Annotated in this window: 11 protein-coding genes; 6 read left to right on the top strand and 5 right to left on the bottom strand. The window is 68.1% G+C overall.

Features of this window, described 5'->3' with window-relative positions:
• Positions 1-208 precede the first annotated feature (208 nt).
• From ACEN96_RS16770 to ACEN96_RS16790, 5 genes are all read left to right on the top strand, one after another.
• Complete coding sequence (locus ACEN96_RS16770; protein ID WP_495584227.1) at positions 209-1,036, top strand: thymidylate synthase; 828 nt, start codon at positions 209-211, stop codon at positions 1,034-1,036.
• Between the two features lie 41 nt (positions 1,037-1,077).
• Entirely contained in the window at positions 1,078-1,338 is a 261-nt protein-coding gene (locus ACEN96_RS16775; RefSeq protein ID WP_343637125.1) for a hypothetical protein, read from the top strand.
• The gene (locus ACEN96_RS16780) at positions 1,316-2,098 is read left to right on the top strand and encodes an ATPase (protein WP_495584228.1); all 783 of its coding nucleotides are present in this window, start codon (positions 1,316-1,318) and stop codon (positions 2,096-2,098) included. Before ACEN96_RS16775 ends, ACEN96_RS16780 begins: the two co-directional genes overlap by 23 nt.
• Positions 2,099-2,208: 110 nt before the next feature.
• Positions 2,209-2,910 carry an aspartate/glutamate racemase family protein gene (locus tag ACEN96_RS16785; protein ID WP_495584229.1) on the top strand — a complete coding sequence of 234 codons (702 nt, stop codon included), beginning with the start codon at positions 2,209-2,211 and terminating at the stop codon, positions 2,908-2,910.
• Positions 2,911-3,072: 162 nt separating this feature from the next.
• Positions 3,073-3,507: a response regulator gene (locus ACEN96_RS16790; protein WP_495588626.1), complete on the top strand. Its 435-nt coding sequence runs from the start codon at positions 3,073-3,075 to the stop codon at positions 3,505-3,507.
• Between the two features lie 63 nt (positions 3,508-3,570).
• Here ACEN96_RS16790 and ACEN96_RS16795 read toward each other — a convergent pair whose 3' ends face one another.
• Genes ACEN96_RS16795 through scpA form a run of 5 tightly spaced genes read right to left on the bottom strand, consistent with a single transcriptional unit; the run spans position 3,571 to position 10,965 of the window.
• Positions 3,571-4,065 carry a VOC family protein gene (locus ACEN96_RS16795; protein WP_495584230.1) on the bottom strand — a complete coding sequence of 165 codons (495 nt, stop codon included), beginning with the start codon at positions 4,063-4,065 and terminating at the stop codon, positions 3,571-3,573.
• 10 nt (positions 4,066-4,075) lie between these two features.
• Positions 4,076-6,124 (bottom strand): acetyl-CoA carboxylase biotin carboxylase subunit, encoded by a 2,049-nt coding sequence (locus ACEN96_RS16800; RefSeq protein WP_495584231.1) that lies wholly within the window; start codon positions 6,122-6,124, stop codon positions 4,076-4,078.
• Between the two features lie 23 nt (positions 6,125-6,147).
• The gene (locus ACEN96_RS16805; protein ID WP_495584232.1) at positions 6,148-7,680 is read right to left on the bottom strand and encodes an acyl-CoA carboxylase subunit beta; all 1,533 of its coding nucleotides are present in this window, start codon (positions 7,678-7,680) and stop codon (positions 6,148-6,150) included.
• Positions 7,673-8,719 carry a methylmalonyl Co-A mutase-associated GTPase MeaB gene (gene meaB / locus ACEN96_RS16810; RefSeq protein ID WP_495588627.1) on the bottom strand — a complete coding sequence of 349 codons (1,047 nt, stop codon included), beginning with the start codon at positions 8,717-8,719 and terminating at the stop codon, positions 7,673-7,675. Before meaB ends, ACEN96_RS16805 begins: the two co-directional genes overlap by 8 nt.
• Positions 8,720-8,757: 38 nt before the next feature.
• Positions 8,758-10,965: a methylmalonyl-CoA mutase gene (scpA, locus tag ACEN96_RS16815; protein ID WP_495584233.1), complete on the bottom strand. Its 2,208-nt coding sequence runs from the start codon at positions 10,963-10,965 to the stop codon at positions 8,758-8,760.
• 81 nt (positions 10,966-11,046) lie between these two features.
• On the opposite strand from scpA, the gene ACEN96_RS16820 reads away from it, so the two are divergent.
• Positions 11,047-11,712 carry a GntR family transcriptional regulator gene (locus ACEN96_RS16820; RefSeq protein ID WP_495584234.1) on the top strand — a complete coding sequence of 222 codons (666 nt, stop codon included), beginning with the start codon at positions 11,047-11,049 and terminating at the stop codon, positions 11,710-11,712.
• Positions 11,713-11,884 lie beyond the last annotated feature (172 nt).

Raw genomic sequence — 11,884 nt, forward strand, 5'->3', positions numbered from 1 at the left:
GCTGGCCCTCACCCCCATCCTCTCCCGCAAGCGGGCGAGGGAGCAAGAGCCGGACGTCGTAGTAATAAACCCCCTCGCCCCAGCGGGGAGAGGGAGTTCTTGCGCAAGGCAAGTGCGGGCAGCCCCGTCTTACCCCTTCGCCCGCTTGCGGGAGAGGAAGGGGTGAGGGCCAGCGTCCGTGGTCTGCCTCTCTATAAAATCCCGCTCCATGACCGCAGAAACCACCTCCGCACGCCCGGTGCGCAGCCAGTACGAAGACTTCATGCGCCATGTCTACGAGCATGGCGTCGCCAAGGGCGACCGGACCGGCACGGGCACGCGCAGCGTGTTCGGCCATCAGATGCGCTTTGACCTGAGCGAGGGCTTCCCGCTCGTGACCACCAAGAAGGTGCACCTGAAGTCCATCATCCTGGAGCTGCTGTGGTTCCTGCGCGGCGATTCCAACGTCAAGTGGCTGCAGGAGCGCGGCTGCACCATCTGGGACGAATGGGCCCGCGAGGACGGCGACCTGGGCCCGGTGTACGGCGTCCAGTGGCGCAGCTGGCCCAAGGCCGGCGGCGGCCACGTGGACCAGATCGCCGAGGTCGTGAAGCAGCTCAAGACCAATCCGGATTCGCGCCGGATCATCGTGTCGGCCTGGAACGTGGCCGAACTCGACCAGATGGCGCTGATGCCCTGCCACGCGTTCTTCCAGTTCTACGTGGCCGACGGCAAGCTGTCCTGCCAGCTGTACCAGCGCAGCGCGGACATCTTCCTGGGCGTGCCCTTCAACATCGCGAGCTACGCGCTGCTGACGCAGATGCTGGCGCAGCAATGCGGGCTGGGCCTGGGCGATTTCATCTGGACCGGCGGCGACTGCCACATCTACTCGAATCACTTCGAGCAGGTCCGGACGCAACTCTCCCGTACGCCGTTCCCTTATCCGACGATGCACATCAAGCGCAAGCCGGCATCGATCTTCGACTACGAGTTCGAGGATTTCGAACTGCGCGACTACCAGCACCACGCGGCGATCAAGGCGCCGGTGGCGGTGTAAGCGATAGACTCCGGCCTACGTCTCTTCGAAAGCACCCTGCCATGTCCCGCCGTCCCGAAGACCTCACCGAATCCGCGATGCGCGCCGCCGAGCGCCGCTTCCCGGAGCTGGCCGCCAAGGCCGGCCGGGAGGCCTACCGGCAGGCGCTGGCCGAGACCGGCGCCGTGATGGTCGCCACCAGCAAGGGCCAGTTGGTCCAGCGCAAGGCCGATGGCACGACGACGGTCCTGAAGACCCTGCCGCCGGACAAGCGCGTCAAGGTCGGCGTCGTGCTCCAGCGTGTCAAGCGCAAGGCCGCCTGAGTCCGGCAAGGCCTCGCAGCCGCGGCTGCGCGTGCTGGCCGGACCGAACGGGTCGGGCAAGAGCACGATCAAGCTCGAACTGAAGCCCCAATGGATCGGCGTGTTCATCAACGCCGACGAGATCGAGCGCACGCTGCGCGAATCCGAAGGACAGCTCGACCTGAAGGCGCTGGGGCTGTCCGGGACGCCGGCGCAGCTGCTGGCGGCGCTCGAGTCGCACATCCAGGGATCGGGTTTCGCGCGCAAGCTGGGGCTGCACAGCCTGCTCGGCAAGCTGGGCGTCGACGACGCGCTGCGCCTGCGGGTGCCGGGCCCGTATGACTCGTACCTGGCCTCCGTGCTCGCGGACGCCATCCGGCGGGAGCTGCTCGAGGAAGGCCAGACCTTCACCTTCGAGACCGTCATGTCCTCGCCCGACAAGATCGCCTTCATGCGCGAGGCGCGCGAGCGGGGCTATCGCGTCTACCTCTACTTCGTCGCGACCAAGGATCCCGCGATCAACGTGGACCGGGTGCGCAACCGCGTCAAGCGGGGCGGCCATCCGGTGCCGGTGGACAAGATCCGGGAGCGCTACGTGCGCTCGATAGCGCTGCTGACCGAGGCCGCCGACGCGGCCCATCGCGCCTACGTCTTCGACAACTCCGGCGCGAAGCACAAGCTGCTGGTGCAGGTGATCGACGGCCAGTCGATGGAGATCGAATCCGGCGCCATGCCGCGCTGGTTCGTCGAGACCGAGCTGTGGCGGGACTTCAACGGCTGAACGCGGGTCGAAACCGTCGGACGGCTTCATGGCGTCGGAGTATCCCCTTCGCGCGCGTCCGTGCCCGATGTGATCTGATCGCGCTTCCGTCCGGACTCCTCCACGACGACATGACCTCGACCGCCCCGCTCCACCTCGGCATCGTCGGCTGCTCCGCCGAAGGCGCCGCCCTGTGCTATCGCACGATCTGCGCGGAAGGCGCCGCGCGTCTCGGCCCGCACGCGCATCCCGAGATCAGCCTGCACACGCCGTCGTTGCACCGCTATGTCGAGGCGCTCGATCGCGGCGATCTCGAGGCGGTCGCCGCGTTGATGCTCGACTCGGCGCGCCGCCTCAAGGCGGCCGGCGCTCAACTGCTCCTCTGCCCCGACAACACCATTCATCAGGCTTTCGACCTCGTGGCGCCGCGGTCGCCGCTGCCCTGGCTGCATATCGCGCGCGTCGTGGCCGACGAGGCGCGTGATCGCGGCTTTCACCGCGTGGGGGTGCTCGGCACGAGCTGGCTGGTGCGCAGCGAGGTCTATCCGCAGGCGCTGAAGGCTGTCGGACTCGAGGCCGTGCGCCCGGCCGACGCATGGCGTGACGAACTCGGCGCGCTGATCATGGACGAGCTGGTGCCGGGCCGGATCCAGCCCGGCACGATCAGCCGATTCCAGCTGGCCATCGACGAGCTGCGCGAACGGGGCTGCGATGCCGTCGTGCTGGGCTGCACCGAGATCCCGCTGATCATCAGCGACGCGAACGCCTCGCTGCCGACGCTGGATTCGACGCGGCTGCTCGCGCGAGCCGCGCTGCGGGCCGCTTGCGCATGACCTGCCCCCATGAGGCACGAGGGACACGTCAACGTTCCGCAGCGGCTGAGGAGGGTCCACTGACATGGCGTGTACGAATGCTCGGCTGGCGCACCACCCGCCGCGACACGCGCCAAGGGTCGTCCCCTTCAGGCTACGATTCCGCGCTTGAAGGGGTTCCAGATGGTCACGACGATCAAGCGCGAAGAGTTCACATTCCTGGTGGTCGACGACTTCTCGACCATGCGGCGCATCATCTCCGGCCTGCTGCGCGAGCTCGGCTTCAAGAAGATTCTTGAGGCCGAAGACGGCAGGGCCGCGCTGCGCCAACTCGAAATCGCCGCCGAATCCGGCGAGCCGGTGCACTTCGTGCTCAGCGACGTCAACATGCCGGTGATGAACGGCTTCCAGTTGCTCGAGGCGCTGCGCACCAAGCCCGAAGGCGATCAGCTGCGCACGATCCCGGTCTTGCTCGTCACCGCCGAGGGCCGCAAGGAAGACATCATCCGCGCCGCGCAACTCGGCGCATCGGGCTACATCGTCAAGCCGTTCAACAAGGACACGGTCGGCGACAAGATCCACCTGACGCTGAAGAACCGGAACATCCTCGTCGACTGACGCTTCAGGACCACGCCTGAAGCGCCAGGTGCGCCCCACCAGGGCCGGCTGCCGTCAGCCCCATCAGCCACCGGCTCCGCCCAGGACCTTCACCACATCCGCCGGCGCCTGCACCAGCTCGATCAGCACGCCCTCCCCTCCAATGGGGAACTCGTCATTGCTCTTCGGATGGATGAAGCAGATGTCGTAGCCCGCAGCGCCCTTGCGGATGCCGCCCGGCGCGAATCGCACGCCATGGGCCGTCATCCACGCCACCGCCTTCGGCAGGTCATCGACCCACAGCCCGACGTGGTTCAGCGGCGTCGTGTGCACCGCCGGCTTCTTCTCCGGATCCAGCGGCTGCATCAGGTCGACCTCGACCTTGTGCGGCCCGCTGCCGATCGCGCAGATGTCCTCGTCGACGTTCTCGCGCTCCGAGACGAAGTTCCCGGTGACCTCCAGCCCCAGCACGTCCACCCACAGCCGCCGCAGCGCCGCCTTGTCCGGCCCGCCGATCGCGATCTGCTGGATGCCCAGGATCCGATAGGGCTTCGCGCCCTGTCCGTTCGATGCGGTCATCGTCCCCTCCTCACTCGAAACGCACGATGGGCTGATCGACCGCCAGGCTCTCGCCCACCTTGGCCAGCACCTCGCCCACCGTCACGTCCTGCGTCGCCGTCAGGATGTTCTCCATCTTCATCGCCTCGATGACGGCCAGCCGCTCGCCCGCCTGCACCCGCTGCCCCGGCTCCACCGCGACATGCACCAGCAGGCCCGGCATCGGCGACAGCAGCAGCTTGCTGGTGTCCGGCGGCGCCTTGTAAGGCATCAGCCGGTGCAGCTCCGCCGCGCGCGGCGACAGCACCGTGACCTCGATCGCGCGCCCGTTGTGCTGGATGCGATATGCCAGCGGCGCCCTCGGCGTGCCGCGCTCGGCCTGCGCGACGAAGGGCCGGCCATCCACCGTGCCGACGATCCGCGTGTCGTTGAGCCGCGACTGGCTCACGATGCGGTACTGCTTGTGCCCGCCGATCGCCACCAGCGCCTCGCCCAGGCTGCCCACGTACTCGGTGATGCTCAGCGGATGACGGCTGAACTGGCCCTGCCCTTCGTTGACCACCGCGACGTAGTCGTGCTCGATGCGCACCTCATGCCCCGGCAACTGGCCGGTGATGCCGGCCTCGCGCTCGCGCGCCTTGCGGCGGATGAAGCCGGCCAGCGCGACCAGGAAGTCCGGATCGTCGTGCGGCACGTCCTCGGCGTGGAATCCGCCGCCGTAGTGCTGCGCGATGAAGCCGGTGTTGAAGTCGCCCGCGCGGAAGTCCGGATGCGCCAGCAGCGCCGACTGGAACGGGATGTTGCTCGAGATGCCCCGGATCACGAAGCCATTGAGCGCCTCGCGCATCTTGGCGATCGCGTCGTCGCGGTCGCGGCCGTGCACGATCAGCTTGGCGATCATCGAGTCGTAGAACATCGGGATCTCGCCGCCGTCGAAGACGCCGGTGTCCACGCGCACGCCGAAGCGCTCCTCGCCGGCCGCCTCCATCGAGGTCTCCGGCGGCTGGTACTTCACCAGCCGGCCGGTCGACGGCAGGAAGTTCCGCAGCGGGTCCTCCGCGTTGATGCGGCATTCGATCGCCCAGCCCTCGCGCCGGATCTCGTCCTGCTTGAACGGCAGCGCCTCGCCCGCGGCGACGCGGATCATCAGCTCCACCAGGTCCAGCCCGGTGATGCACTCGGTGACCGGATGCTCGACCTGCAGCCGCGTGTTCATCTCCAGGAAGTAGAACGACTGGTCCTTGCCGACGACGAACTCCACCGTGCCCGCGCTCTGGTACTTCACCGCCCTGGCCAGCGCCACCGCCTGCTCGCCCATCGCGCGGCGCGTGGCCTCGCTGATGAATGGCGACGGCGCCTCCTCGATCACCTTCTGGTGCCGGCGCTGGATCGAGCACTCGCGCTCCCACAGGTAGACGACATTGCCCTGCGCGTCGCCCAGCACCTGGATCTCGATGTGGCGCGGCGACTCGACGAACTTCTCCATGAACACGCGGTCGTCGCCGAAGCTCGCGCGCGCCTCGTTGCGGCAGCTGGTGAAGCCGTCGTGGCAGTCCTTGTCGTTGAACGCGACGCGCAGGCCCTTGCCGCCGCCGCCCGCGCTCGCCTTGATCATCACCGGGTAGCCGATGCGGTTGGCGATGGCCACGGCCTCGTCGGGCGATTCGATCGGCTGGTTGTGGCCGGGGATCGTGTTGACCCGCGCCTCGCCCGCCAGCTTCTTGGAGGCGATCTTGTCGCCCATCGCCGCGATCGAGTAATGCTTGGGCCCGATGAAGACCAGCCCCTCCTCCTCGACGCGGCGCGCGAAGTCCTCGTTCTCCGACAGGAAGCCGTAGCCGGGATGGATGGCCTGGGCGCCGGTCTGCTTCGCGGCGGCGATGATCTTGTCGGCCACCAGGTAGGACTCGCGCGACGGCGCCGGGCCCAGCAGCACGGCCTCGTCGGCCAGCTCCACGTGGCGGGCGTCCTTGTCGGCCTCCGAATACACCGCCACCGTGGCGATGCCCATCTTCCTCGCCGTCTTGATCACGCGGCAGGCAATCTCGCCACGGTTGGCGATCAGGATCTTCTTGAACATGTTCTGCGTCTCCTGCGCGCCGGTCAGAGCGGAATGTTCCCGTGCTTGCGCCACGGGTTCTCGAGCTGCTTGTCCTTGAGCATCACCAGCGAGCGGCAGATGCGCTTGCGCGTCTCGTGCGGCTGGATGACGTCGTCGATGAAGCCGCGCGCGCCAGCCACGAACGGGTTCGCGAAGCGCGCCTTGTACTCGGCCTCGCGCGCGGCCAGCTTGGCCGGATCGTTCTTGTCCTCGCGGAAGATGATCTCCACCGCGCCCTTGGCGCCCATCACCGCGATCTCGGCATTGGGCCAGGCGAAGTTGACGTCGCCGCGCAGATGCTTGGAACTCATCACGTCATACGCGCCGCCATAGGCCTTGCGCGTGATCACCGTCACCTTGGGCACCGTGCACTCCGCGTAGGCGTAGAGCAGCTTGGCGCCGTGCTTGATGATGCCGCCGTACTCCTGCGAGGTCCCCGGCATGAAGCCCGGCACGTCGACGAAGGTGATCACCGGGATGTTGAACGCATCGCAGAAGCGCACGAAGCGCGCCGCCTTGATGCTGCTCCTGATGTCCAGGCAGCCCGCCAGCACCAGCGGCTGGTTGGCGACGATGCCCACCGTCTGCCCTTCCATGCGGGCGAAGCCGGTCAGGATGTTCTTCGCGTTCTCGGCCTGCAGCTCGAAGAAGTCGCCGTCGTCCACGACCTTGAGGATCAGCTCCCTCATGTCGTAGGGCTTGTTCGGGTGGTCCGGCACCAGCGTGTCGAGCGAATGGTCCAGCCGCGCGCCCGGATCGCCGCTCGGGCGGCAGGGTGCCTTCTCGCGGTTGTTCAGCGGCAGGTAGTTGAAGAAGCGCCGCAGCATCAGGATGGCCTCGACGTCGTTCTCGAACGCCAGGTCGGCAACGCCGCTGCGGGACGTGTGCGTCGAGGCGCCGCCCAGTTCCTCGGCCGTCACCTCCTCGTGCGTCACGGTCTTCACCACCTCGGGGCCGGTGACGAACATGTAGCTGCTGTCCTTCACCATGAAGATGAAGTCGGTCATCGCCGGCGAGTACACCGCGCCGCCGGCGCAGGGGCCCATGATCATGCTGATCTGCGGGATCACGCCGGAGGCCATCACGTTGCGCTGGAACACCTCGGCATAGCCGCCCAGCGAGGCCACGCCCTCCTGGATGCGCGCGCCGCCCGAGTCGTTCAGGCCGATCACCGGCGCGCCGACCTTCATCGCCTGGTCCATCACCTTGCAGATCTTCTCGGCATGCGCCTCGGACAGCGCGCCGCCGAAGACGGTGAAGTCCTGGCTGAAGGCGAAGGCCAGCCGGCCGTTGATCATCCCGTAGCCGATGACCACGCCATCGCCCGGGATGCGGTTGTCCGCCATGCCGAAGTCGACGCAGCGGTGCTCGACGAACATGTCCCATTCCTCGAAGGTGCCGTCATCGAAGAGCAGGTCCAGCCGTTCGCGCGCGGTCAGCTTGCCCTTGGCATGCTGCGCCGCGATGCGCTTCTCGCCGCCGCCCTGGCGCGCCTGCTCGCGCTTGTCCTCGAGCATCTGTTGGATGTCATGCATGTCGTTGGTCCTTTGAATCCTCGGGATTCCTGTCTCCGGAAAATCTCGCGAGCAGCTCGCGCGCCGCCGTCGACGCCGCCAGGCGCCCGTCCAGCACCCGCGCCGTCATCTCGCCCAGCGCCGCGCGCACCGCCGGCGCCGCCTTGAACTGCTGCTTCAGCCCCGCCTGGATGCGCTCCCACATCCACGCGAGCGCCTGCTGCTGGCGCTTCTCGTCGAACGCGCCATTGGCCTGCTGGATCGCCCTGAACTCGGTGACCGCGGTCCAGAAGGCCTCGATGCCCTCGCCCCTGAGCGCCGACATCCGCATCACCCGCGGATGCCAGATCGTCGTGTCGTGATGGGCGTGATCGGGCCGGCCATGCTGCCCGTACAGCCGCAGCGAGGACGTGATCTGCGCCTGCGCCCGCGTCGCCGCGGCGTCGTCCAGGTCGGCCTTGTTGATCACGACCAGATCGGCCAGTTCCATCACGCCCTTCTTGATCGCCTGCAGGTCGTCGCCGGCATTGGGCAGCTGCAGCAGGCAGTACATGTCGGTCATGCCCGCCACGGCGGTCTCGCTCTGGCCGACGCCGACCGTCTCGACGATGACGATGTCATGCCCGGCGGCCTCGCACACCAGCATGGCCTCGCGGGTCTTCTCGGCGACGCCGCCCAGCGTGCCGCTGGACGGACTGGGCCGGATGTAGGCGCGCGGGTCCATCGACAGCCGTTCCATGCGCGTCTTGTCGCCGAGGATGGAGCCGCCCGAGACCGTGCTCGACGGGTCCACCGCCAGCACCGCGACGCGGTGGCCGCGCGCGATCAGGTCCAGGCCGAGCGCCTCGATGAAGGTGCTCTTGCCCACGCCCGGCACGCCCGAGATGCCCAGCCGCAGCGAGCGCCCCGTGCGCGGCAGCAGTCCGGTGAGCAGCGCGTCGGCCTGCGCGCGGTGGTCGGCGCGGGTCGATTCCAGCAGCGTGATGGCCTTGGCCATCGCGCGGCGCTGGGCCGGCCCGGGCCCGCCCAGCAGCGGCGCCGCCAGCGGGTGATCCGGGATGTCGGGCGGAAGCGGCGCGTTCACGCGGTCCGCTCCCCTCAAGCCGCGACCGTCTTGCGGATCTGCTCGAGCACGTCCTTGGCGCTCGCCGGGATCGGCGTGCCGGGCCCGTAGATGCCCTTGACGCCAGCCTCGTAGAGGAAGTCGTAGTCCTGCGCCGGGATCACGCCGCCGACGAACACGACGATGTCATCGCCGCCCTGCTCCTTGAGCGCCTGGATGATGGCCGGCACCAGCGTCTTGTGGCCGGCCGCCAGCGTCGACACGCCGACCGCGTGCACGTCGTTCTCGATGGCCTGGCGCGCGCACTCGTCCGGGGTCTGGAACAGCGGCCCCATGTCGACGTCGAAGCCCAGGTCCGCGTAGGCCGTGGCGACGACCTTCGCGCCGCGGTCATGCCCGTCCTGCCCGAGCTTGGCGATCATCACCCGCGGCCGGCGGCCCTGCTCCTCGGCGAAGGCGGCGATCTCGTCCTGCAGCCGGGCCCAGCCCTCGGCCGAGTCATAGGCCGCCGCGTAGACGCCGGTGACCTTCTGCGTGTCCGCGCGATGCCGGCCGAAGACCGTCTCCAGCGCGTCCGACACCTCGCCCACCGTCGCCCGCAGCCGCATCGCCTGGATGCTCAGATCCAGCAGGTTGCCGCCGCCCGAGCGCGCGGCCTCGGTCAGCGCCGCCAGCGCGTCCCGCACCTTGGCGCCGTCGCGCGTGGCCTTGATGCGCTGCAGGCGCGCGATCTGGCTGTCGCGCACCTTGACGTTGTCGACCTCCAGGATGTCCACCGGGTCTTCCTTCGCCAGCCGGTACTTGTTGACGCCGACGATCACGTCCTTGCCGCTGTCGATGCGCGCCTGCTTCTCCGCGGCGCTGGCCTCGATCTTGAGCTTGGCCCAGCCCGAGTCCACCGCCTTGGTCATGCCGCCCATCGCGTCGACCTCCTCGATGATGGCCCAGGCCTTGTCGGCCATGTCCTGGGTCAGCGACTCCATCATGTAGCTGCCGGCCCAGGGGTCGATCACGTTCGTGATGTGGGTCTCTTCCTGGATGATCAGCTGCGTGTTGCGCGCGATGCGGGCGCTGAACTCGGTGGGCAGCGCGATCGCCTCGTCCAGCGAGTTCGTGTGCAGCGACTGCGTGCCGCCGAACACCGCCGCCATCGCCTCGATGGTGGTGCGCACCACGTTGTTGTAGGGGTCCTGCTCGGTCAGGCTCCACCCGGAGGTCTGGCTGTGCGTGCGCAGCATCAGGCTCTTGGGGTTCCTGGCGGCGAAGCCCTTCATGATCCGGCACCACAGCAGGCGCGCGGCCCGCATCTTGGCGATCTCCAGGTAGAAGTTCATCCCCACCGCCCAGAAGAAGGACAGCCGGCCGGCGAAGTCGTCCACGTCCATGCCCTTGGCGATCGCGGTCTTGACGTACTCCTTGCCGTCGGCCAGCGTGAAGGCCAGCTCCAGCGCCTGGTTCGCGCCCGCCTCCTGCATGTGGTACCCGCTGATCGAGATCGAGTTGAACTTCGGCATCGACCTGGCCGTGTACTCGATGATGTCGCCGATGATGCGCATCGACGGCTCGGGCGGGTAGATGTAGGTGTTGCGGACCATGAACTCCTTGAGGATGTCGTTCTGGATGGTGCCGCTGAGCTGGTCCTGCGCGACCCCCTGTTCCTCCGCCGCGACGACGTAGCCGGCCAGCACCGGCAGCACCGCCCCGTTCATCGTCATCGAGACCGAGACCTTGTCCAGCGGGATGCCGTCGAACAGGATCTTCATGTCCTCCACCGAGTCGATCGCCACGCCGGCCTTGCCGACGTCGCCGGTCACGCGCGGGTGGTCCGAGTCGTAGCCGCGGTGCGTGGCCAGGTCGAAGGCCACCGACACGCCCTGCCCGCCCGCCGCCAGCGCCTTGCGGTAGAAGGCGTTGCTCTCCTCGGCGGTCGAGAAACCGGCGTACTGCCGGATCGTCCAGGGCCGCACCGCGTACATCGTGGCCTGCGGGCCGCGCAGGAAGGGCTCGAAGCCGGGCAGCGTGTCCGCATGCGGCAGGTCGCGGGTGTCGGCCGCGGTGTACAGCGGCTTGACGACCAGCCCTTCGGGGGTGTGCCAGTTCAGCTTGGCGGGGTCGCCGCCGGGCGCGGACTTGGCCGCCGCCTTGTGCCATTGCTCCAGCGTCGCCGGCGCGAACTCCGGGGGAGTGTTCGTCCCGCTTGTGGCGGACGGCGCGGCGGAGGGGACCTGTTGTTCGTTCGACATGAGGGGACTCCTGGAAGCGGCGGATCATAGCGCGGGCCGAATTCATAATTATGAATTTCAGATTCGCTACACTCCGGCGCCATGTCGCTCACCGCCCCGCTCGCTCCCCGCGCCCCTCTTTATGAGGAGGTGGCCGAGCGGCTGCGCCAGCGCATCTTCGCCCGCGAGCTGGAGCCGGGCAGCTGGATCGACGAGCTCAAGCTCTGCGCCGAACTCGGCATCAGCCGCACCCCGATGCGCGAGGCGCTCAAGGTGCTGGCCTCCGAGGGCCTGGTCACGATGCGGGTCCGCCGCGGCGCCTACGTCACCGAGATGTCCGAGCGCGACGTGCGCGAGGCCTATCAGCTGCTCTCGCTGCTGGAGAGCGACGCGGCCTCGGTCGTGGCGCGCCAGGCCAGCGACGCGGAACTGGCCGAGCTGCGCGAGCTGCATCGCACGCTCGAAGAGAGCCTGGCCGCCGGCGAGGCCGGCAGCGAGCGCTTCTTCGCCGCCAACGAGCGCTTCCACCTGCGCATCGTCGAGATCGACGGCAACCGCTGGCGGATGCAGATCATCACGGACCTGCGCCGGGTGATGAAGCTCAACCGCCACCACTCGCTGTTCAAGCAGGGGCGGCTGCAGGAGTCGCTGCAGGAGCATCGGGAGATGCTGGCGGCGCTGCTCGAGCGCGATCCCGACCGGGCCGCGCGGCTGGTCCGGTGTCACTTCGACAATGGACTCAAGGCGACGGGCCGTTCTGCCGATTGAGCGCACGCGCGCGCGAGTTCCATTCAGGAAACCCAGGCGTATTAATTTCGCGCAATAACAAATAGCGGCATTAATACCCGCGATACCTCGCGATTCCCCTGCGAATCCCCCCTCAGGCGCCCCCGGAAAACTCGTGAACTTGTCACGAAAGCCTCACGGCTGGCCGCCTGCC

This window comes from Roseateles sp. Mitsp63, assembly GCF_059491535.1.

What these genes read in the sequence shown, in the direction of transcription:
- ACEN96_RS16770 (WP_495584227.1), top strand. Translation starts at nt 209, where the DNA reads ATGACCGCAGAAACCACCTCCGCACGCCCGGTGCGCAGCCAGTACGAA.
- ACEN96_RS16775 (WP_343637125.1), top strand. Translation starts at nt 1,078, where the DNA reads ATGTCCCGCCGTCCCGAAGACCTCACCGAATCCGCGATGCGCGCCGCC.
- ACEN96_RS16785 (WP_495584229.1), top strand. Translation starts at nt 2,209, where the DNA reads ATGACCTCGACCGCCCCGCTCCACCTCGGCATCGTCGGCTGCTCCGCC.
- ACEN96_RS16790 (WP_495588626.1), top strand. Translation starts at nt 3,073, where the DNA reads ATGGTCACGACGATCAAGCGCGAAGAGTTCACATTCCTGGTGGTCGAC.
- ACEN96_RS16795 (WP_495584230.1), bottom strand. Translation starts at nt 4,065, where the DNA reads ATGACCGCATCGAACGGACAGGGCGCGAAGCCCTATCGGATCCTGGGC.
- ACEN96_RS16800 (WP_495584231.1), bottom strand. Translation starts at nt 6,124, where the DNA reads ATGTTCAAGAAGATCCTGATCGCCAACCGTGGCGAGATTGCCTGCCGC.
- ACEN96_RS16805 (WP_495584232.1), bottom strand. Translation starts at nt 7,680, where the DNA reads ATGCATGACATCCAACAGATGCTCGAGGACAAGCGCGAGCAGGCGCGC.
- scpA (WP_495584233.1), bottom strand. Translation starts at nt 10,965, where the DNA reads ATGTCGAACGAACAACAGGTCCCCTCCGCCGCGCCGTCCGCCACAAGC.
- ACEN96_RS16820 (WP_495584234.1), top strand. Translation starts at nt 11,047, where the DNA reads ATGTCGCTCACCGCCCCGCTCGCTCCCCGCGCCCCTCTTTATGAGGAG.